This window comes from Empedobacter sp. GD03797, assembly GCF_029842105.1.
Taxonomy (GTDB): Bacteria; Bacteroidota; Bacteroidia; order Flavobacteriales; family Weeksellaceae; genus Empedobacter; species Empedobacter falsenii_C.
Window position 1 is genome coordinate 1 of the sequence record NZ_JAOCFS010000038.1, and the last position, 22,361, is coordinate 22,361.

General features: G+C 31.7%; 19 protein-coding genes, 6 tRNA genes and 1 pseudogene. 15 read left to right on the top strand and 11 right to left on the bottom strand.

All coding sequences use genetic code 11. The features are described 5' to 3' along the window. Positions 1-201: 201 nt before the first annotated feature. From N5D90_RS15900 to N5D90_RS15915, 4 genes are all read right to left on the bottom strand, one after another. Positions 202-1,185 carry an acyl transferase gene (locus N5D90_RS15900; protein WP_280063247.1) on the bottom strand — a complete coding sequence of 328 codons (984 nt, stop codon included), beginning with the start codon at positions 1,183-1,185 and terminating at the stop codon, positions 202-204. 44 nt (positions 1,186-1,229) lie between these two features. Continuing rightward, on the bottom strand, positions 1,230-1,748 hold the full coding sequence (locus N5D90_RS15905) for a DUF6584 family protein (protein ID WP_280063248.1): 519 nt from the start codon (positions 1,746-1,748) through the stop codon (positions 1,230-1,232). Between the two features lie 181 nt (positions 1,749-1,929). Beyond that, positions 1,930-2,319 (bottom strand): hypothetical protein, encoded by a 390-nt coding sequence (locus tag N5D90_RS15910; protein WP_280063249.1) that lies wholly within the window; start codon positions 2,317-2,319, stop codon positions 1,930-1,932. Between the two features lie 30 nt (positions 2,320-2,349). Continuing rightward, the gene (locus N5D90_RS15915; RefSeq protein WP_280063250.1) at positions 2,350-3,996 is read right to left on the bottom strand and encodes a Na/Pi symporter; all 1,647 of its coding nucleotides are present in this window, start codon (positions 3,994-3,996) and stop codon (positions 2,350-2,352) included. Between the two features lie 276 nt (positions 3,997-4,272). Between N5D90_RS15915 and N5D90_RS15920 the strand changes: the two genes are divergently transcribed. From N5D90_RS15920 to N5D90_RS15940, 5 genes are all read left to right on the top strand, one after another. Continuing rightward, positions 4,273-4,346: transfer RNA gene (locus tag N5D90_RS15920), tRNA-Thr, on the top strand. A gap of 17 nt (positions 4,347-4,363) precedes the next feature. Beyond that, positions 4,364-4,444: transfer RNA gene (locus N5D90_RS15925), tRNA-Tyr, on the top strand. A gap of 7 nt (positions 4,445-4,451) precedes the next feature. Then, positions 4,452-4,528, top strand: a tRNA-Thr gene (locus N5D90_RS15930). Positions 4,529-4,569: 41 nt separating this feature from the next. Then, positions 4,570-4,643, top strand: a tRNA-Thr gene (locus N5D90_RS15935). Between the two features lie 32 nt (positions 4,644-4,675). After that, a tRNA-Tyr gene (locus N5D90_RS15940) sits at positions 4,676-4,756 on the top strand. A 98-nt stretch (positions 4,757-4,854) separates the two neighbouring features. Here the strand turns inward: N5D90_RS15940 and N5D90_RS15945 are convergent. Further along, on the bottom strand, positions 4,855-5,613 hold the full coding sequence (locus N5D90_RS15945; protein WP_280063251.1) for a 5'-methylthioadenosine/adenosylhomocysteine nucleosidase: 759 nt from the start codon (positions 5,611-5,613) through the stop codon (positions 4,855-4,857). 218 nt (positions 5,614-5,831) lie between these two features. Here N5D90_RS15945 and N5D90_RS15950 point away from each other — a divergent pair, with 218 nt between their 5' ends. The 3 genes from N5D90_RS15950 (at position 5,832) to N5D90_RS15960 (ending at position 7,730) form a co-directional block, all read left to right on the top strand. Next, positions 5,832-6,485, top strand: a complete 654-nt coding sequence (locus N5D90_RS15950; protein WP_280063253.1) for a hypothetical protein — start codon at positions 5,832-5,834, stop codon at positions 6,483-6,485. Positions 6,486-6,559: 74 nt separating this feature from the next. Next, positions 6,560-6,886: a multidrug efflux SMR transporter gene (locus N5D90_RS15955; RefSeq protein WP_280063255.1), complete on the top strand. Its 327-nt coding sequence runs from the start codon at positions 6,560-6,562 to the stop codon at positions 6,884-6,886. Between the two features lie 19 nt (positions 6,887-6,905). Next, positions 6,906-7,730 carry a helix-turn-helix domain-containing protein gene (locus tag N5D90_RS15960; RefSeq protein ID WP_280063257.1) on the top strand — a complete coding sequence of 275 codons (825 nt, stop codon included), beginning with the start codon at positions 6,906-6,908 and terminating at the stop codon, positions 7,728-7,730. A 391-nt stretch (positions 7,731-8,121) separates the two neighbouring features. On the opposite strand, the gene murC is transcribed toward N5D90_RS15960, so the two are convergent. From murC to N5D90_RS15975, 3 genes are read right to left on the bottom strand one after another with little or no spacing between them, the layout of a single operon-like run. Further along, entirely contained in the window at positions 8,122-9,474 is a 1,353-nt protein-coding gene (murC, locus tag N5D90_RS15965) for a UDP-N-acetylmuramate--L-alanine ligase (protein WP_280063258.1), read from the bottom strand. Positions 9,475-9,492: 18 nt separating this feature from the next. Then, complete coding sequence (locus tag N5D90_RS15970) at positions 9,493-10,377, bottom strand: 1-acyl-sn-glycerol-3-phosphate acyltransferase (protein ID WP_038334575.1); 885 nt, start codon at positions 10,375-10,377, stop codon at positions 9,493-9,495. Positions 10,378-10,396: 19 nt separating this feature from the next. Then, the gene (locus N5D90_RS15975; RefSeq protein WP_180904922.1) at positions 10,397-11,041 is read right to left on the bottom strand and encodes a CoA pyrophosphatase; all 645 of its coding nucleotides are present in this window, start codon (positions 11,039-11,041) and stop codon (positions 10,397-10,399) included. Between the two features lie 224 nt (positions 11,042-11,265). On the opposite strand from N5D90_RS15975, the gene N5D90_RS15980 reads away from it, so the two are divergent. The 4 genes from N5D90_RS15980 to N5D90_RS15995 all read left to right on the top strand — a co-directional run bounded on the left by N5D90_RS15980 (position 11,266) and on the right by N5D90_RS15995 (position 14,910). After that, positions 11,266-13,374: a M3 family metallopeptidase gene (locus N5D90_RS15980; protein WP_280063259.1), complete on the top strand. Its 2,109-nt coding sequence runs from the start codon at positions 11,266-11,268 to the stop codon at positions 13,372-13,374. A gap of 95 nt (positions 13,375-13,469) precedes the next feature. Next, positions 13,470-14,201, top strand: a complete 732-nt coding sequence (locus N5D90_RS15985; RefSeq protein WP_280063260.1) for a YebC/PmpR family DNA-binding transcriptional regulator — start codon at positions 13,470-13,472, stop codon at positions 14,199-14,201. An 85-nt stretch (positions 14,202-14,286) separates the two neighbouring features. Beyond that, entirely contained in the window at positions 14,287-14,694 is a 408-nt protein-coding gene (locus tag N5D90_RS15990; RefSeq protein ID WP_280063261.1) for a hypothetical protein, read from the top strand. A 131-nt stretch (positions 14,695-14,825) separates the two neighbouring features. Next, positions 14,826-14,910, top strand: a tRNA-Ser gene (locus N5D90_RS15995). Here the strand turns inward: N5D90_RS15995 and N5D90_RS16000 are convergent. The 3 genes from N5D90_RS16000 to N5D90_RS16010 all read right to left on the bottom strand — a co-directional run bounded on the left by N5D90_RS16000 (position 14,901) and on the right by N5D90_RS16010 (position 18,747). After that, positions 14,901-16,424: a recombinase family protein gene (locus tag N5D90_RS16000; protein WP_280063262.1), complete on the bottom strand. Its 1,524-nt coding sequence runs from the start codon at positions 16,422-16,424 to the stop codon at positions 14,901-14,903. The two genes, N5D90_RS15995 and N5D90_RS16000, sit on opposite strands and share 10 nt — an antisense overlap. Positions 16,425-16,856: 432 nt before the next feature. After that, positions 16,857-17,636 carry an NYN domain-containing protein gene (locus tag N5D90_RS16005; protein ID WP_280063264.1) on the bottom strand — a complete coding sequence of 260 codons (780 nt, stop codon included), beginning with the start codon at positions 17,634-17,636 and terminating at the stop codon, positions 16,857-16,859. Positions 17,637-17,958: 322 nt separating this feature from the next. Next, positions 17,959-18,747 (bottom strand): SDR family oxidoreductase, encoded by a 789-nt coding sequence (locus N5D90_RS16010; protein ID WP_280063265.1) that lies wholly within the window; start codon positions 18,745-18,747, stop codon positions 17,959-17,961. A gap of 582 nt (positions 18,748-19,329) precedes the next feature. Here N5D90_RS16010 and N5D90_RS16015 point away from each other — a divergent pair. The 3 genes and pseudogenes from N5D90_RS16015 to N5D90_RS16025 all read left to right on the top strand — a co-directional run. Then, positions 19,330-19,998: a hypothetical protein gene (locus tag N5D90_RS16015; protein ID WP_280063267.1), complete on the top strand. Its 669-nt coding sequence runs from the start codon at positions 19,330-19,332 to the stop codon at positions 19,996-19,998. Positions 19,999-20,164: 166 nt separating this feature from the next. Further along, positions 20,165-20,539 (top strand): hypothetical protein, encoded by a 375-nt coding sequence (locus tag N5D90_RS16020; protein WP_280063269.1) that lies wholly within the window; start codon positions 20,165-20,167, stop codon positions 20,537-20,539. A gap of 221 nt (positions 20,540-20,760) precedes the next feature. After that, positions 20,761-22,361, top strand: a pseudogene (locus N5D90_RS16025) (hypothetical protein); the annotation flags it as partial.

The following is a 22,361-nucleotide window of genomic DNA, read 5'->3' on the forward strand; positions in this document are numbered from 1 at the left end:
AACATCTAGAAATTAAAAATAACGAATTTGTTATTTCCTATATTTTATTGGTTAATCAAGCAATTATAACCAATAAAGAACTCAAAGAATATTCAGAATTTTTAAACAAAATAGCAGAAAGAAATAAGGATACAGTCATTTTAATGAAAAAGAAATAATAAAAAATCCCGCACTGAATTTCTCAGTGCGGGATTTTATTTATTATTCAATCACCATCAAATTACAACCTCGCACATCCGAATGATCGAAACGTCCTAAGATTTCAAATTGATTGTGAGTTATTTTTTTACCTAAATCATCAGTTGCAATAAAACTAATCGAATTGTAATTTGCCAAATCAATCACATTTACGCCGCCTGTTTTTCCTTCTTCAACATATTGGAAAGGATCTTCGGTTTCTCTGATCAAAATTCGCATCCAATTTGGCGATTTAAACGTCAAATCTCCTCGAGAATAACCTTGCGAAAGCAATTCCGTCATTCCATATTCCGAATGAATTTCATTTGTGCCGAAACCATTTTTCAAAATTGAATGCAATTCTTCGCGCGTAATTTCTTTCTTGCGACCTTTCATTCCGCCAGTTTCCATCACAATTGTGTGCTGCAAATTCATTTTATAATTTTCGACAAAATCTAATAAAGCAAATGAAACACCAATCAAAATTGCTTTCTTGCCCGTTTTTTCGTGTGCAATAAGATTTTCGTACAATTCATCGTGATTATACAAATAGAAACCACTTTTATCGCTGCCAGATTTCTCAATCCAATACTCCACCATATCAATCAGTGAGGAACCTGTTCGCTCCAAATACGAAGGTAAAAGTGCGAAAATAGTATAATCGGAAAGCGGACCATAAAATTGCTCGAAACATTTTTCTAAACTATAATGATACAATGCCAAATCCGTTACCAAATGTTTACTTGTCGCCATTCCAGTTGTTCCCGAACTTGTAAAAACCTTTTCCACTTCACGATTTCCCGAAATCAATTCAAATTTCTTAAAAAACTGAATCGGTAAAAAAGGAATTTCGTTGGTGTGTTTTACAGTAGAATAATCAACGTTCAAGAAATTTAAGAAGTTTTTGTAGACTTCATTTTCTTGCGCTTGATAACGGAAAACTTCCAATGCAACGTTTTGGAAATCTTCTTCGGATTGAATAGAAAAAATTTGCTTTGAATCAAACATTTTGCAAAATTACAAAATAGAGTAGAAGTGAGCGAATTTAGAAGTTAAAACCATTCAATTAATTTTACAAATCCAAGTATAATCAATAGAACTATAAATATAAGAAATCCAAAAAATAAATATTTTATAAGTTTATCTTTAAAGGTTTCTTTATAATTATTTTCTTCTCTGTAATTTTTCTTAGGTAGAAAATTGGGAATATTTTTAGTCTTTTCGAAACTATCTTTTTCTAATTCATTCAAAATTGATTGCAGATGAGGTGATAATTTAGTTTTATCTCCTCGAAAAACAATGTCTTTCAAAATTTGATTTCCAGAATTATTGACAGAGTTTTTGTAAATTTCGATACATCGTTCAATTTCTGAATTTCTTTCTTCCGATAAAATCCAAAATTTACCAGCTTCATCTAAAAAGCCACTTTCATAGTAAATTTCAGCAAGTTTATTTCTTAAAGTCAAATCATTTGGAAATTCATTGATAAGATTTCTTAATCGTAAAGTTGCTTTGTACTTTCGACCTTGCTCCAAATCATAATTTATTTTTTCAGATAAACTTCTTCGCATGCTATTATTTTGACTTGATAATTTTATAGATAAAACCGTCAATTCGAGTGAAATTCGTTTAGAATTTTGTATCGAGAATAAGGTTTTAGTATTTAAAAATTCATCTTAATTCTCGATACAATTTTTAGAAAGATATTTCTAAAAATCACTCGAACTGACGAATTTAATTCAAGATAAGTCATTATTTAAAATATTCATCAAAATGATGTTTGAATAAAGTTGACATCGTTTCAGATTCTAAACCATATGAGGTAATTTCAAATTCAATTCCGTCGTCAGAAATTTCAAGACCACAAATAGAACTTCCCCAACCTTTTAATTCATCTTTAAAATCATTGTAATAAATTTTAAGATTTGGAATTATAGCGGTATCAATTAGTTTAATATCTATTATATCACTATAAATTTCAATGTTATTTGCTAAACAATAATTTTTGAATAATAAATAAGGAGATTCAATATCTATAAAATTTATTTTGCCATAAACAACTCCCATCGGAACATCTGCAAATTCAAATTCTGTCGTTCCAATAATTTGTTCTTCAAGCTTTATTTTAAATATAGTAGCCACGCAATATTATATCTTTAAACTTACAAAAATCTATTGATTTTTTAGCTTAACAATTGTTGCATTAGCTTTGTAAAGATGATCACCAAGAATTTCGTAATTCTGAATTAAATCTTTGTAGAAAAGCGCACTTGTAGTCAAAAGCTTCTCTTTTTCGATCGTTTTCATCAAATTAGCTTCGGCTTCTTTGTAAATTGTATTAATGGTTTTTTCGATAAATTCTGCTTGTTTGATAGAAACTTCTTCCTGTGTTTCGTTCAAATTTTGATTTAAAATACGCGTTGTTTGATCTAAATTGTTTTGAAATTCGACCAAATAGGTTCTCATTTTAGGAGTAAAATAACTATTTGTCATACGACGACGACGATGAATAGACGAAATCTTAATAGCAATATCGCCCACACTTTCCAAATGATGACAAAGTGTAATTAGTTGATGAATCGCAATTGTATTTTCGTTTGGTAAATCTAAATCAGCAATTTCATTCAAAAATTCATTGACTTCTCGCTCCAATTGATCGCCTTCTTTTTCCAGTTCTAAAATTCGTTCACGAAAAACCAAAATCTTTTCTTCATCACTTTCAGTAATCATTCGTCCAAGCGTATAAATCGTTTGTTTCGTTGTAGAAGCGAGTTTCAGAAGTTTTTTGTTGGCTTCATTTTTATATAGGTCAGAATTTGTTCCAAATGGAATCGCATAAAATTCTAATTTATTGTCAGTAGATTTTACAGAGAAATATTTTTTCTGACAATAGAAAGCTATTTTATTGATAAAAGGAGTAAATAAAATTACACCAACCAAATTACTAATCGTATCAAAAGTAATCAGCTGAACAGCTATATTTGATGAAATTGTTGTTCCAATAAATTTTAAAACAAAATTTGCAATCAACATAAAAATCAACGCAATTACAATATTGAAAAATGTATGAAATGCTGCGACAACTTTCGTGTATTTATCACCAATTGCTGCAACTAAATGGGCTGTAAAAGTTGTTCCGATATTTGCTCCCAAAACGATCATTGCAGCTAATTCGATAGGTAAACCTTTGCTCGCTAATAACATTGCAATCGTAATGGATGCTGATGAAAAATGGACTAAAACCGTTAATAATATTCCGAATAGAATAAATAACAAATTAGTCAATAAACCATAATTCGATAAATGCTGAAAAAACTCTTGTAACTTTTGATGACTTTCGATAGAAGGCAAAAAAGTTTTCAGGAAATAAAGCGAAAGAAAAAGTAACGAAAGCGAAAATAAAATTCCACCTACTTTTCTTTGATTACGTTTTTTCGATAAATAAAATGGAAAAGCCACTAATATAAGAGGCAATGCAATTTGTATCAAATCGAATTTCATTCCGAAATAGACCAACCATAATGTAAGCGTAGTTCCGATATTTGCACCTAATATCAAACCAAATGCTTTTCGCAAATTAATCAATCCAGCATTTACAAATCCCAATATAAACACACTTGCAGCCGAGGAAGATTGTATGGCTGTTGTAAAAAAAGTACCTGTAACAATTGTCGATAAATTGTTTTTGGTTAATTTGTTTAGAGTACGTTTAAAATTCGATCCAGATAACGCTTGTAAATTTTCGCTTAATAGTTTTATCGCAAAAATGAACAAAGCAATTGCTCCGAAAAGTTGCAAAATTTGTATGATAAGATGCATTAATGATTAATTGACTACAAAAATAGGGACTCTAATGTAAATAGAATATTATCTTTTTTACTTTTATTGAAAAAAAGTTTAATTTTTTTTGAATTCTAAAATTCTGATTTTCAAAATTGAAGTGATTTTTTAGAAAAAACTTCTACTTTTTTTTGAAAAAACATTTGCGAGTTTCGAAAAACTGCCCTAATATTGCACCACGAAAAAGGAACAACACTTCTTTCGAGAAATGAATCTCCTGTTTTCAATTTGAAATATTCAAATAATAATATTTTTGCCGATGTAGCTCAGCTGGCTAGAGCAGCTGATTTGTAATCAGCAGGTCGTGGGTTCGAGTCCCTCTATCGGCTCAACAAAAATATAGGTCGGGGAGATACTCAAGCGGCCAACGAGGACGGACTGTAAATCCGTTGGGTAACCTTCGCAGGTTCGAATCCTGCTCTCCCCACTAAAAAGCCGATGTAGCTCAGCTGGCTAGAGCAGCTGATTTGTAATCAGCAGGTCGTGGGTTCGAGTCCCTCTATCGGCTCCAAAAAAGTTTATATTTTACTTTTAAAACAAAAATAAAAAATCGCCGATGTAGCTCAGCTGGCTAGAGCAGCTGATTTGTAATCAGCAGGTCGTGGGTTCGAGTCCCTCTATCGGCTCTTCTTTTTTGAAGAATACTTTATTATTAGGCGGGGAGATACTCAAGCGGCCAACGAGGACGGACTGTAAATCCGTTGGGTAACCTTCGCAGGTTCGAATCCTGCTCTCCCCACAATCCATTTTAAATATTTGGAAAGCAAATCATCAAATCTTTTGATGATTTTTTTTATTAATGTGTGCATCATAAAAAAGCCCTTTTTAAAGGACTTTTTACTTGATGATGTTCTTAATAATCTCTATTGAATATACATTCGAAATTTTTTCTATAAAACTATTAAAATCTAATGTAGAATGATCGTCGGCATCGTCTGATATTGTTCTGATGATGATAAAAGGAATATCAAATTCATAACAAACTTGTGCTACAGCAGCGCCTTCCATTTCGACACAAAGCATTTCGGGTAAGTTTTGTTGTAATTTTTCTTTCTGAGAATTTGTCGAGAAAAATAAATCTCCAGAACCAATTAAGCCAACATGTAGTTGAGGTTGATGAATATTAAATTTATCCAAATCTTTTTCAGAAATCACATTATGCAAATGTTGTTCTTCTAAAATTTCTAAAATAGCTGTTGTCGCAACTTCTAATTGAGAAGAATCAGCCTCAAAATAAGCCTTTCCTAACATTGGGATTTCATATGCAGGAAAAAGAGGTTGTGCATTCATATCATGTTGAATCAAACTTTGTCCTAACACAATATCTCCAATTTTTACATCAGCATGAATTCCACCTGCAACACCTGTAAAAATCAATTCAGAAACTTTGAATTCAAGGATTAAAGTTGTAACTGTAGCAGAGGCAGCAACTTTACCAACACGAGAATAAACGACCACAACTTTTTGATTGTTTAATTCTCCAGTAAAATAACTTCTTCGACCAATTTTATGTTCTTGCTTGTTTGTTAATAAATTGACTACACCGTTTATTTCTTGTGGTATAGCGCCCATTATTCCTATTATTCTTTCGCTCATCTTTTCAATTTGAAAGCGAAGTTACCAATTTATTTTCTGTATTTGTAAACCGAACAATAAATCTCATAAATTAAGATAAATGGCAAACAAATGATAATCAAACATGTATTTAGAAGATTTTTTATCATGTTACAAAAGTAGAGTTTTTTCAGAATATGTTAAAAATCAATTGTGAATTAGTCTTGGCTTGTTGTACTTTTGTAGCATAAAAGTTTGAAATGAAAAAATTATCTATAGCGATTATATGCTGTGCATCAGTAATGCTGATGAATTGTACGAATAAAACAGAAGAAAAACCAGTAGAACAACCTGCTAAAACTGCTGTTACAGTGGAAGAGCCAACAGAAATTGTAGAAGGAGTGATTAGAAAATCTGGAGTTGAGTGGACGGCTTATAAAACGACAGAAAAAGTGGCTGTTTCAGGACGTTTTGATGTTGTTTTGGTGAAAGATGCAAAAGAAGATGGAAAAACGCCTCAAGAAGTTTTAGAAGGTGCAAATATTATAGCGACAGTTGCTACATTAAATTCTGATCAAATTGATCGTGATCAAAAATTGAAAGATATTTTGTTCGGAAACATGATTAATACAAGCGAAATCAAAGGTCAATTACATTTCAGAGATGGTAAAACTTTCTTGAATTTAACGTTGAATAATGCTTCTAAAGAATACGAAGTAAAATCGACGTTTGAGAACAATGTTTTTTCAATTGAAACAGATGTTGATTTGATGGATTTTAATACAGGAAAAGCGATTGAAGCTCTTAATCAGGCTTGTTTAGAATTACACAAAGGTGCAGATGGCGTTTCTAAAACATGGAGCGAAGTACACATCAAAGGTCAAGTAGAATTTAGCGATAGTTTCGGTAAATAATTCAAAAAATAAATAATTAATTTTAAGGCTACAATTTTTTGTAGTCTTAATTTTTATAAACAAATCAGTAAAAAATGAATTGGGTAATTTTACTAATTGCAGGATTTTGCGAAGTCGGTTTCGCATCATGTCTTGGAAAAGCAAAAGAAGCAACCGGAAATGATACCTATTTATGGTATGGTGGTTTTTTATTTTTCTTAACGGTGAGCATGGTTTTGTTGGTAAAAGCAACGCAAGCATTACCAATCGGAACGGCTTATGCAGTTTGGACGGGAATTGGAGCAGTCGGAACAGTTTTGGTCGGAATTTTTATTTTTAAAGAACCGGCAAGTTTTTGGCGCGTTTTTTTCTTAACGACTTTAATCTGCTCTATTATTGGATTAAAATTTGTGTCAAATTAACTGAATATTGTGTTGATTTATGGAGAATTTTAATGTTTTTGATCAAGAGGAATTTATTCAGCAAACTGTCGAGAATAAACGTTTGAAAAAAGATTTGATTCAAACGATTTTTATTCAACATGGTTATTTAATTATTTCTCAAAATGACCAAGAAATTAAACTTAAACAACACGATGTTTTCTTCCCTGAACCTAACAAATCCTATCAAATAATTTCAAAATCATCTGATTTAGAATTGTTGAGTTTAGTCTTAACCAAAAAGATTTTAGATACGTCGATTATCGATTTGAGTGGTTATGAATATAACCAATTTTTTGGTGAAAGTAGAGTCAATAATTATCATTTCAATGAAATAGAATTCTCTGCTTTAATACAGCTTTTATTGCAATTAAAGTTGCGTTTGCAAGAGAAATCGACCAAATTCGTGCGTTATTTACAATTCAATTTATTTTATGCGATTGTTTACACAACGTTTAGCGAACTTTCAAAACAACAAACCATTATTGTAAGAAAAGGAACGCGAAAAGATGATATTGTAAAACGTTTTTTGAATGACTTAAATAAGGGTTATACAGAAAATAGAGATGCAAAATATTATGCAGATAAACTGAATATTACAGTTAGATATTTAACTGAATGTTGCAAATCAATAACGGGTAGAACGACAAAGGAATTAATCAGTTCTGTTGTGATTCGTGAATCGAAAGTATTGTTGAGTGAAACAACTAAAACAATCTCAGAAATTTCGAATGAGTTAAACTTTTCTGATCAATATTCATTCGGAAATTTTTTCAAAAAACATCTAAAAATTAGTCCAACTCAATTTAGAAAAAGTTTACAATAACTTCCGTTTTGGACATCTTTAGGCTACTTTTCAAACTTTTTTTAATCTCGATTTTTATCATCTTTGTTACTATCAAAAGGGTCACTATAATTTTATAGTAAAAACAGAGGTGTTTTTTGATGGCGAAAGCTAACAAAAGTGAGTAGAGTATTACTAAAAGTTTATATCACCTCTGTTTTTTCTAAAATAATGTTTTTAAAATTAATAGTTCCGAAAAAGTTTAAAATAGTTCTAAGTTTACTGATATTTGAAAAGAAGTAATCCAAAAACCCAAAATAATTATTTTGACCATTTGAGAAAAAATAAAAAGAGAACCTAAAAAATTAAGTTCTCTTTTTCTATATTTTATAGATATTTAAGTGGAAATCACCTTTTTTTGAAAGGTGATTTTTTATGCTTTAAATAATTCATTCAAGTTTACTCCACCGAAGTTTCCTGAACTCATCATCAAAAATACTTTATCTTTTTTATCTAAACTTTCGATATAATCTTGCAATTGTTCACCATTTGTAAACACCAAAATCGAATCGTCTCCAAACGCTTTTTTGATATCTTCTGGAGAAATCATTTCCATACGTTTTATTTCTAATGCTTCTGGACTATACATCACAATTTTGATATCGGCTTTATCTAAAGCTCCTTTATATTGAACCAAAAACTCAGGATTTAAAGACGAATAGGTATGAATTTCCAAACATCCCACAACTGTTTTATCTGTATATTGTTCTTTTACCGCATTGGTCACCGAAGTTACTTTACTTGGCGCATGAGCAAAATCTTTGTAAGCAACAAAATCAGAAGTACGATTAATTAATTCCAAACGTTTAGACGCACCTTTGAATGATTGAATTGCTTCATTGAAATCATCATCCATTACACCTAATTGTTTACAAATTGCACGAGCACCTTCTAAATTCATCAAGTTATGATTACCAAAGACTTCTAGCGGAATTGGACCATCTTCTGTTTCGATAAAAGTGATTCCATTTTCGATAAAATGTTCTGGTAAATGATAAGGAAATTTCTTGATTGCTTTCTCAGTTTCTTCAACAACTTTTACAACTTCTTCGTCTGTTTCATTGTAAATTAAAGCACCTCCATTCACGATAGATTCTACGAATTTTGAGAATTGAGAAGTGTAATCTGCAAACGTTGGAAAAACATTGATATGATCCCAAGCGATACCAGAAATCAACGCAATATTTGGTTGATACAACAAGAATTTTGAACGACGATCTAAGGCAGAAGATAAATATTCGTCACCTTCCATAATCATAAATTCGTTGTCTTCTGTCAATTTTACCATCACATCAAAACCATCCAATTGTGCACCAACCATATAATCAACATCGATATTATGATAATGCAAAACGTGAAGAATCATTGATGTAATCGTCGTTTTTCCATGAGAACCACCAATTACAACACGCGTTTTATCTTTGGATTGTTCGTACAAATATTCTGGATATGAATAGATTTTTAAACCTAATTCTTGCGCACGTAACATTTCAGGATTATCAGCGTGAGCGTGCATACCCAAAATCACAGCATCTAAATCTGTTGTAATTTTTTCTGGAAACCAACCCATTTCTTCTGGTAAAATACCACGTTGATCCAAACGTGTTTTCGAAGGTTCGAAAATTGCGTCGTCAGACCCCGTTACTTGATAACCTTTTTCGTGCAAAGCAATCGCCAAATTGTGCATTGCACTACCGCCAATTGCAATAAAATGAACTTTTTTCATTTTGTATGTTGTATTCTTTTAGTCTTTTTTATTTTCTTCGTCGTAGCCCATTTCTTCGAAATCATCAAACTCTTCGTCATCTTCATTCAAATAATCGTCTAATGATTTTTCGCTATTTTCAGCAAGAATTTCGTCCATTGGTCGAACTTTATTAAACTCTGGAGCTTGCTCGATTGCATTCATAATTTTTTTCATGATAGCATCGCTCGAATCATTTTCATAATCTATTTCCAAAGGCTCTTTGAATGTCATTGTCGCATTAATTCCACGTTTTTTAATACGCAACCCTTTTTTATCAAAAGCTCTACGAAAACCATCAATCACAACTGGAATTACAATTGGTTTATTTTTCTTGATTAAATGCGCAGTTCCACGACGACCAGGCGCAAACGCAGTCGTAGTCCCTTGCGGAAATGTTACTACCCAACCACTTTGCAACGCAATATCGATATTGTTAATTTCGCTTAAATCAACTTTTCTATTTACATTTTCTCCTTTTGCACGCCACGTTCTTTTTACGGTTACTGCTCCTGTGTAGGCAAATAATTTTGTCAAAAGATTATCTTTCATCGTTTCCTCAGCGGCAACGTAATAAAAGTCAATCTTAGGATTAAGTAAATAAATTGGATTTTTGATGGTATCAATAAAACCATTTTTTACACTACAAAATACATGATACATCGCAAAAACATCAGCAAAATAAGTTTGATGATTCGAAACGAATAATACATTTTGAGCAGGTAAATGAACCAAGTTTTTTGTACCGCTAACTTTTAGTTTATTAAAACCATTATAACGGTTATAGGTAAATGATCCTAATAAGAAAATTAACGTCCTTTTTAGGAAATATAGATGTCCAAATGAATCGCGAAATGCGTTCTTTTTCTTTGCTTTTTGAGACACGAGTTCTTAATTGTTTAAGTTACAAATTTAATACGATTTTTAGATAATCTTTAAATTCTTCTAAAATCATTGCCGTTGCACCCCAAAGAAATTCATCGTCACCAATATTATAACCAGGGATTTCGACAACTTGACCAGAAAATTCTCTCTCAAAAACTTCGTAATCAGCATTCAAAAAAGCTTCCAAATTTAACGGAACAACATATTGTACTTCACGCTCATCAGGGTTGAAATGAGGTTCTCCATGATAAATTCCGATGTACGGATAAACCAAGAAATTGCTTGGTGGAATATACATTTCGCTCAATTGTCTTACAATCTCAATGTTTTCGTAATCTACACCAAGTTCTTCCACAGTTTCGCGAATAGCAGTTTCGTCAAAACTAATATCTTGCTCTTCAAATTGTCCACCTGGCAAAGAAAACTGATGCGAATGCGCTCCTTCATAAGAAACACGCATGGTTACTGGAAATTCAATTTCTCCATCTTCGTTTTGATACAATAAAATCATGACAGATGCACTTCTTGGATTGGTACGTTTTACATATTCTAAATCAAATTTTTGACGATATGGAGGTGAAAGCTTTTGGTGCGATTCCCAACTAGGCAATTCTTCAACACTTTCGGCTAATAAATATTTTAATTCTTCTAAATCTAAATACAAAATGGATTGATTTTTAGGGTAATAAAAAAGAGTGAAATTTTTCCTCACTCTTTTTCAAAGATAATTATTTTCGTCGAAGAAAATTCAACCTTTTCGGTAAGGTTTATTAATTATTTAACTTTTAAGATTTAGCTTAAATATTTTCCATTGTTTGAATGAAAAACAGAATGTTTTTGAAATTTCACATTATAAGTTTAACTTCGTTAGGTCTAAAAATAATAAAAATGTTTAATAAAAAACTTTTTTACGGAATGATGGTAGGATCGTCAATCCTAGCCACTTCTTGTAGCGAAAAGTCAACAAATAGTATGTGGAACGATAAAAATCCTTTTTTTGAAGTGAGCACTTTGCCTTATCAAACTACTGATTTTTCGAAAATTAAAAACGAAGATTTCAAACCTGCTTTGTTGCAAGGAATGGCTGAACAATTAGTCGAAATTAATAAAATTGCTAATAATTCTGAAGCACCAACTTTCGAAAATACATTAGTCGAAATGGAAAGATCTGGTCAATTATTAACACGAGTTAATCATGTTTTTGGATTATTGACTGGAGCAAATACAAACGAAACATTGCAAGCAGTAGAGGAGGAGATGTCGCCTAAATTTGCCGCTCATAGCGATGCAATTTATTTGAATGATAAATTATTTCAACGTGTAAAAACTTTACATGATAATAAAAAATCATTGAATTTAGATAAAGAATCATCACGTTTGTTAGATGTGTATTATCAACGATTTGAATTGGCTGGAGCAAATTTATCTACTGCGCAAAAAGATGAATTGAAAAAATTGAATGGAGAAATAGCTTCTTTGGAAACTAAATTCTCAAATCAATTATTAAAAGGAACAAAATCTGGTGGTGTTACTTTTACAAAAGAAGAATTAGCTGATTTGAGTGATGCTGATTTAGAAGCTTTCAAACAAGCTGATGGAACATATTTAATCAGTTTATTGAATACAACTCAACAACCTGAGTTGCAAAATATGACTAATGCAGCTTCTCGTAAAAAATTATTTGATGCAGCTTGGATTAGAACAGAGAAAAAAGACGAAAATGATACGCGAGCTACAATTTTAACTTTGGTTAAAAAACGTGCGGAGAAAGCTAAATTATTAGGTTTTGCAAATTATGCAGAATGGAATTTGCAAGATCAAATGGCGCAAAATCCAACAGCAGCAAAAGGAATTTTGAATCAAATGATTCCAGTGGCAACTGCAATGGCGCAAAAAGATGCAAAAGAATTTGAAGCGTTAGCGAAGAAAGAAAATCCGTCAAATACATTAACTGCTGCGGATTGGAACTATTATGCTGAGAAAGTTCGTAAAGAGAAATATGATATCGACGAAAATGAAATGAAACCTTATTTCGTTTTAGATTCAGTTGTAGAGAATGGAATTTTCTTTATGGCGAAAGAATTGTATGGAATTTCATTTAAAAAAAGAACGGATATTCCAACTTGGCACGAAGATGTGAAAGTATACGAATTGTTTAATGAAGATGGTTCTCAGTTGGGATTATTTTATACCGATTATTTCAAAAGAGATTCTAAACAAGGAGGAGCTTGGATGAGTAATCTTGTAGAGCAATCGCATTTATTCGGAACAAAACCTGTTATTTATAATGTCGGAAACTACACAAAACCTGCAAATGGTCAACCTGCGTTGATTTCGTATGATGATGTAGTGACAACTTTTCACGAATTTGGACATGCGTTGCATGGTTTCTTTGCAAATCAAAAATATCCAACTTTATCTGGAACAAATGTTTCGAGAGATTTTGTGGAATTTCCATCTCAATTTCACGAACATTATGTAACGGAACCATCTATCCTAAAAAATTATGCGAAGCATTATCAAACAGGAGCTGCGATTCCTGATGCATTGGTAGAAAAAATGAAAAAAGCATCTAATTTTAATAAAGGTTATACGTTAACAGAATTACTTTCTGCTGCGGCTTTAGATTTGTCTTGGCACACTGTTTCTGTCGATAAAACAATTACAAGTGTTGATGATTTTGAAAAACAAGCCTTAATTGATAATAAAACAAATTTACCGCAAGTTCCGCCTCGTTACCGTTCTTCTTACTTTAGCCATATTTTTGGTGGAGGATATGCAGCGGGATATTTTGCGTATATCTGGGCAGAAATGTTAGATCATGATGCATACGAATGGACAATAGAAAATGGAGGAATGTCACGTAAAAATGGTCAAATTTTGAGAGATAAAGTATTTTCTCAAGGAAATTCGGACGATTTGAATGTAATTTACAAAAATTTTAGAGGTAAAAACCCTTCAATTGAGCCCATGTTAAAATACCACGGATTGAAATAATCATTCTAAAATATTAACATCTTAAAAATCCAAGACATAGTTCTTGGATTTTTTTCGTTTTATGAATAAATTTGCAGCTATAAAAACAAGTATAAATGGGAAGAGCATTTGAATTTAGAAAAGGACGTAAATTAAAACGTTGGGCGGCAATGTCTAAAGCGTTTACTAAAATTGGGAAGGATATCGTAATGGCAGTAAAAGCAGGAGGACCTGATCCGCATTCAAATTCTCATCTTCGTGCGGTGATTCAGAATGCGAAGGCTGTTAACATGCCAAAAGATAACATCGAACGCGCAATCAAAAAAGCATCTGATAAAAATACAGAAAACTATAAGGAAGTTATTTTCGAAGGTTATGGACCTCACGGAATTGCTATTTTAGTTGAAACTTCTACAAATAACAACAATCGTACAGTAGCTAACGTTCGTTCTTATTTCAGTAAATGTAATGGACAATTAGGAACGCAAGGTTCTGTTGAATTTATGTTTGATCATATCTGTAATTTCAAAATTCAAAAACCTGAAAATGTAGATTTAGAGGAATTAGAATTTGAAATGATTGATTTTGGAGTAGAGGAGATTTTTGAGGATGAAGATGGAATTGTATTAATTGCACCTTTCGAGAATTACGGAACAATCTTCAAATCTTTAGAAGAAGGTGGATATGAAATTATTTCATCAGAATTTGAAAGAATTCCACAAACAACAAAAGAATTAACAGAAGAACAAAAAGCTGACATCGAGAAATTGTTGGAGAAATTTGACGAAGATGAGGACGTAAATAACGTTTATCACACGATGAAAGAAGACGAAGAAGAGGAAGAATAATCTTTTTTGAAAAGAATAATATGAAAACCGTTTAAATTAGTTTAAACGGTTTTTTTTATCTTTAACCATAATTGAATTTTTGGAAATGATAAAAATTTTTACTTTACTTGGTTTGATTTTACAATTTGTTGCATTTTGGATGGCAGCGCCAGAAATTCTTGGAGCTGATTGGTTAAGTAAAACTGAAGAAATGATTCGGAAAGCAATTAATCAATTACCACAATTGATACTAGCTGTATTAGGAATGGCGATGGGAATGATGTTTTATCATTCGATGAGTTCTATTTTGGTATTTACAGTTGTTATGGTGATTATAATTCTATTATTGATTTTCTATAAAAAAGTAGAAAACCTTTTGGACGAAAAAATCTCGAAACCATTGGTTAATAAATTAATCATAAACGAAACATTTCGCTTTACTTTATTGAAGTTTGCAGCCTTGTTTTTCACGCTTGGTTTCCTTATTCAGATAGCTTTGGTAATAATTGTATGATTTTTTTTAAAATATTTATTTGATACTGAATAAACTATGTTTTTGTATTAAAAAAACTTTAAATTAAGATTTGCAAATTCGAAAAAGCGTTCTATATTTGCACTCGCAATACCGCAATAAACTGCGTTATTGGAGAGTTGGCAGAGTGGTCGAATGCGGCAGTCTTGAAAACTGTTGAGGGTCACACCTCCGGGGGTTCGAATCCCTCACTCTCCGCTAAAAGAGATTCTATTATTTAGAATCTCTTTTTTTGTATAAATAAGTAAGTTTTCTTCCTTCATTTTCAAATGGTTACTCGAAAATAAATCCATCATTGTAGGTGTTCGATAAATACCATTTTCATAGTATAAATTGCTGTCGAACACTATGTTTACAAATTCTCTTTTCTGTAAAGTATTAGCTTTAGAATAAACAAACTTCATATCTGTTAATTGATTCAGATTCTTTTCTAAGATTTTAAAAGCAACTTGTTGATCAGTACTATATCGCTCTATTGCCCCTTTTAATGTCATAATTTCATCATTGTAACTAGAAAACCAACGTTGATACGTATCCTTGCTTATTTCGTTTTTAATCCATTTTTCTTCTACCGAAAATAATTTCTCTTGAACTGCTAGTAATTGATTTTGTTTTTCAATAACCTTTTTTCTATTGTTTGAAAGTTCGATTTCAAGTGTTTTACTTGTTTCAGATTTAATTTTATTGAGTTGAACAGATGATAAGCTCATTAATTCACAAATTTGTAAAAATTGATGATGAGCTTTTATAGCACTAATGTTGTTGTGTCGTGAATGTCTGCATTTATAATAGTAAAAATATTTTCCTGATTTCCCTCTCGACGGTGCTCCTGATAATGGTGTCCCACAATGGCATTTTAATATTCCTCGTAGAGGAAGTTCATCATCTATGACTACACGCTGTTTAGTTGGATTTTTAAATTTTTCTTGAACCATCATCCATGAAGCTTTATCGATGATTGGTTCATGGATCGCATCAAATAATCCCCCAGGATAATTTTTATACGCTTCTACTTTTAATAATCCTGCATAGACAGGATTTTTTAGAACACGTTCAATCGCCATATTTCCCTTGGTAGTAAATCCAAGATTTCTAGCTTCTTCTTTTATCAAATAAAGGGGCGTGTTTTTAAGAAAAGCGTCATAAATATGGCGGACAATTTTAGCTTCTGTTTCTTCTACAATTAGTTTTCGTTCTTTTCGTTCTCCAATTTTCCTGTAGCCAAAAGGAGCATTTTTAAAAACAAATCGTCCCTCTTTTGCTTTAGCAGTATAAATACCGCCTTTCACCTTTATACTTCGATTAATGTTGTCTTCTTCAGCTAGAAGTAATTGTAAACCTGCTCTGAAAAAACTACCAGGCGTGTCGTAATCGAAGATTATTCCCTCTGTAACGCTTACAACTTGAATGTTGTATTTTTTCTGAAGTAATTTCACCATACTCATCGCTTCACCTGCATCGCGACTAAAACGATCCAATTGGTCGACAAGAAGATAATCAACAGTTTTGTAATGTTTCTTAATAAAGTCTTTGAGTTTAATAAAATCAGGACGATCAAATGTGCGAGCACTTTTACCACGATCAATAAAAGTGTCTATTAATTTAACTTCATTAAATTCTAACCATTGATCAGTATAAAGTTCTTGTCGTTCTATTGAACCATTACTCTGTCCGAGCTGACTAAACCTAAGGTATCTTATTGCTCTTTTCATAGTATTCCTTTAAAGTGGTAGATAAAATGATCTCTATAATCAAATTTACAATTTTTTCGTCCTTCTTAGCTAGTCTTTTTTGATTTATATCGATATTATCTTTTTGATTATCAGATATTTTTAAATATTCATCATCTTTCTTCATCATCTTACTCTTTATTATTTACAAAGTTTTTAAACATTTGAATCGTTTAATAAAAAGTAGTTCTAAATGATGAAGTAGTTATAAATAGGCATTTGTTGGAGCTATATGTCAGGTATTGGTTTTGATTAATTAAGGAATCAATCAAGGGTAAGTTTTGTGATTTGTAGATGTATTTTATAAAAAGTTATAAGATTTTTATATAAAAATAAAAACATACTTTAAAAATATAAATAAGGTTTTATATTTTAGTTATTTGTCTGAAACATAGAGTTGCGCAACTGTTACCCTTATTTTCTTTTTACTAAAGGATGATTTAAAGCACCAACCTTATTTTCAATAACTTCATATTCTTCTAAATTCTCAAATAATTTAGATAACGAATAAATGTCATAAGTTCGCGTATCGAAACTAGGATCTATTTTTCTAATATTAGCTCCAATTGTAGAAATATAGGCAATTTCATTTTCATCAGTTGAAATATCAAAAGCTTTTGAAATAGTTTTTTCATCCTTTGTAGATAAAAAACTTGCTTTTTGGGGAATAGATTTTTTTATTATTTTTTCAACTTTAGACTCCTTAGCTTTAGGTTTTTCTTCTTTTACATTTTCAGGTAGAATTTCTGGAATTTTAGGTGTTATATTTTCTGTGTAAGTAAAGATATCACAAGATTGAACGAAAGATTCAGGTGTTTTCTTTTCTCCAATTCCCATTACAAATAATCCTTCTTCTCTTATGCGTTTTGCTAAACCTGTATAATCACTATCACTTGAAACTATGCAAAAACCTTCTACATTTTTACTATGTAAAATATCCATAGCATCGATTATTAGAGCTCCGTCCGTTGAATTTTTGCCAGATGTATATGAAAATTTTTGAATCGGATTTATTGAATGTTGATTAATTAAACTTTTCCAAGAACTCATTGTCTGAGAAGTCCAATCTCCATATATTCGTCTTATTGTAGCTTTACCATACTTGGAAACTTCTTCAATTGTTTCTTTTAATAGTTTTGGTTGTGCGTTATCACCATCAATTAATATTGCAATATTGAATTTTGTTTCTTTCATAAATTTCTACGAAATGTTGATTAATAATTTACAGATAATTTTTCGGGGCTTGGTGACAGTGGCGAAAAGTTTCAATTTAGACTGAAAAGAAGCCAGAGCTGTGAGCCTTAAGTAAATTTAATAAAAATAACATAAGCAAACAGCTTTTGTCGAATTAAATAGAGTAGAAGTTCTTCTCTCTTCAACTAAACTAGTTGTTGTACAGCTCAAAAAAAACCTCTTTAAAAATCGCTTTTAAAGAGGTTATTATTTATACTATTTTGTGTTTTTGTACCTAAAATTAGAATTGTGCAATAGTTTCCAATGTTATATGCAGTCTTTGTTATCCATTAACCTTTTTATCCATCATGTTTTTAACTATTTTGATGACTATTTTTCTCGAGAGCAAACGAGGAATGAAAGATTGTAAATAGTTATTAAATCCTATGATTTTATTATTTTTTCTTTTTAATAGTGCTTCTATACTTTGTTTTGCTACTTCATCAGGACTTTCAAAACTCATTCCTTGGGTGTTTGCCCGAGCCGTTTTTTGAAAATCAGTTTGAGTATTGCCGGGACAAATCGCTGTTACTGTAATGCCTTTATCAAAATATTCTCCATACAAGGATTCAGAAAAATTTAAAACAAATGATTTCGTCGCACAGTACACCGCAATATAGGGACAAGGTTGCAATGCTCCAGTAGAAGCAATGTTGATAATTCCTCCTTTTTTGTTTTGCAACATTTGAGGCAGAAATAGTTGCGTCAAAGTCACCAATGAATTAACATTTAACTGAATCATTTCCTGATAAGAATTTATTGATTCATCTAAAAAATTTGTCCACTTTCCAATACCTGCGTTATTAATCAATAAATCTATCGAAATATTTTGTTTTGCTATTTGATCAAAAATCAGTTGTGATGCATTAATTTCAGATAAGTCAGTTTTTATGCAAACTACGTTAATCTTGAATTCAGCTTTAAGTTCCTCGGAGATTTGTAAAAGTTTATCTTCTGAACGAGCTGATAATACGAGGTTTACGCCTTTTGAAGCTAATAAATAAGCGAATGATTTTCCAATTCCTGATGATGCACCTGTAATAAGTGCGGATTGATATTCAAATTTTGTCATTTTCGTTAATTTTAATTGACACAAAAAGACAAAGATTAAAACGAATTCTACTTAACAAATGTTAGAAAGTGATTTGCCTTCTAATTCTACTTAGACTTTCGGGTTTAATACCAATGTAGGAAGCAATGTATTGGAAAGAAATATTTTGGATTAATCTAGTTGCGTTTTTATGAGTTTTAAATATCTTTTCTCTGCAGTAAGTAAAATCATATCTCGGGTACGATCTTCATTATAAATGAGGGCTTGTTCGTATATTTTTTTCCATGAACTAAATTACTAAAAAAATGTGAATGGAAAAAATAGCGGCGGATAAAAGAGGAGAACTTTTCCATGAATTAACCTGCATTTTGTAGGTATTGTATATTCCTTTTTTATGAAAGTTATAACATTTAAAATCATTGTTTTAAATGTTTTTTAAAACAGTGCTGTATTCATTCATACGGCAATAGGTACACTTGTATCTAAAGTCATTTTTGTTCTAAAATTGCATAACGATTATTTTCATTATTCTGAAAATTAAACCATATGTAAGTTAAGTTGAAAACCTAAATCTAAAACCTATTTTATACCCAACTAAACAAGATGATGAATAATAATCGTCATATAAACCTATTATTTTCAGGCATACAGTTTAATATGAAGTTGTATGCCTGTATTTTGTGTGTTATTGTACAGGCTATATCTACACAGGTGTATGGGAATTCATCGGTTAATGATTCTCTAAAAAATAGTGAAACTTATTTATATATTGGAGAGAAGACAACAATAAGAAATGTTCATCTACTACATGTTGTTACTCCTGCAAAAACAGAAAAAACAAAGCTATATATAAAAGGAAATTCATTTATAACAAATGCTGATCAGTTAAAAAATACTGAGATTATACATTTTGGTAAAGTTGTCGAGAAAAAAGCGAAGAAACATATTACTCAATCTCGATCAAGGGAAAAGAATACTACGTCAACAACAAAACAGTTGAGAGAAGTTACCCAAAAAGTAAAGCCATTATATTATTCTAATACTTCCAGTAGTCGACTTTCTTCAGATAAACGGATACAAATAATGGCAGTACAAACTTATCAAAATAATAAGTGCATATCTGTAACATCAGCTGATAATCTAGAACTATACAAGTCTCTCATACTAAGCGAAGAAAATAATAAATATAGAAAAGAAGTCTTTGTACACAAAACTCTTGTGACGTATTTTAAAAATCGTCCACCACCATATGATCCTTTTATTTTTTTCTAGTAGCACACAGAGTGGATAGGTTTAGAATATTACTCTGTATTGGTTACTCAGAATTTCAGTTACTGTAATTAACTAGTTACAATTATGGTAAGTAAAATTCGAACGATATATATATATAAATGTAAAGTGTAAACATGTAGCGCTTACATAAACAAACTTAAATAATATGAATATTAAAAAACTACTTTCTCAAGGTGGAAAAGTTTTACCTCTTGCAATAGCCTTACTCTGTGGGAGTAACGCCTACGCAGATGGATCTAAAGATCTATATCCAAATGGCGTAACAGGTGGACGTGCTTTTTTGTATAGTAACTCTTATACAGGTACTATAGGATCTACAGTAGGATCATGGCCCTTCAAAACAGAAGGAACACATTATGCTTACGTTAAAGCTGGTGAAATACTGCATACAGCTTCCAGCGCACAAGGAATAGGAAATGGTATAATTAGATTAACAGCACCAAATGGTACTGTTTATACTTCCTCAGGAACAACAGGACGAATAACCGATAAACAGCAGAGCTTGCTGGTCCAAGATTAGCGTCGCAAGCTGCAGGAGGCAATCGATATGCAACTTATAACCGTACTGCTTTAACGGCAGAAGAAGGGGTTTGGAAAATAGAATTTTTACCGACAGGAAATGTATCTTCTACAGGAACTCCTGCTGTTTCTAATATTGCAGCTAATGATAGCTGGACGCAAGGTACAAGCTCAGAACTTATTGCAGCGTGGGATGTATCTGTAGAGAGTGCAGGAGCTTGGGTGCCAGGAAGAGTTTATACCAATGTAATGAATTTACACATTAGTGGTAGTCAAACGACAGGTTTTTATGGAAATATGTATGCGCTGACAAAAGATGGATATATTTATAAGGTAAATAATAACGGGAATAATGGTGTAGGTTTTACATTTTTTATAAATAACAAAGGTTTTTTGACTGACGTAAATGATAGTAGCCCTTCTTATAAAAGTAAAAATTTCACAACTGGTATTTCTTCTTTTGTACATTCTCCTTTGGCAGCAGATGCAGGGGATAATATAACACATAAAATTTTTTATAGTCAACCAGCTCAAGATTTACCTACTTCTGCTAATGGTAGCGTCCCAAATAATAGTACATGGTTGAAAAATACCCCTATTACTCCAAATGCAAGTAATATTAGTATTATAGGAGCTGAAGGAACAATTGGAGAATTGGGATTAAAAGGAGGGTATATTAATTTTACAGCAGATGCGCAAGGGGTTTATACAATTACAATAGAAAGTTCTGGCTCGCCTTCTTTTGCAACCAGAACTTTAACGGGAACTGCGATTGCAGGTAGTAACAAAATATTTTGGGATGGTAAGGATGGTAACAACAACTATCTTCCAGGAACTAATGCCTCTGTGTTAGTGAAAGTACAGTTACGTGGAGCAGAGGTGCATTTCCCATTTATTGATATGGAAATCAATCCTAATGGACTCGTATTAGAACTTTTGAACGGGAACAATCCTCTTTCTGACGAACGTTTTCGTGTTTATTGGGATGATAGCGATATTTCAAGACTTACTGGCACAAACAATAACGGGAAAGCCCCTAATCCACTTGATGCAAGTGTAGCAGGTTCGCTTAGTGGACCTACAGGTACTGGAGGACATATGTGGGGACAGCAAAATAACAATACCAGTCCATTAAGTAGTACTAACCTTTCTCAAGGATTTGGTAACGACAAATCTATAGATACTTGGTCATATATAAAAGGACCTGTAGCAACAGTTAACACAACAGTTGCTATTAAAAAAAGTGATTTATCAGCAACAGCTAATATAACAGATGTTTTAGGGGCTTCGGGCATAAATCCATCTTTATCAGAAGGTAATGCGTTTGGGTTTTATTCAAATATTTGGAATAACGGTCCAGATGCTATTTCTTCAGAAGCAGAAGTAACAATAATGTTTGAAATACCAAATGGTGTAAGAATCACCAATGTATCAAATAACGGAGGTGTTACATTAACTTATGATCCAGTATTAAGAAGATACACTGGTAAGAAGTCTAATTTTGGTGTAGGTCATATAGAATTTATTTTTTCTGCAGTGGTTGACCATACAGATACCAATGCAACCAGTGTTACTGGTAGTTTTGCACCAGTTGTACGTACTTTTACAGCAAGTGTATTGCGCCCAGCAGATTACGTGGACCCTATGGCAACTAACAATTCGGTAAATACACCTCCAACAGATATTTATAATGAGATTGCTTTAAATACTGTTAACGGAGGGAATAGAAATATGAGTAGTGCTAGTATTTTCATCTTACAAGATTGTATGATGGATTATATATATGATGAAGGAGCTAGTTATAATACTGGAGTTATTCACTA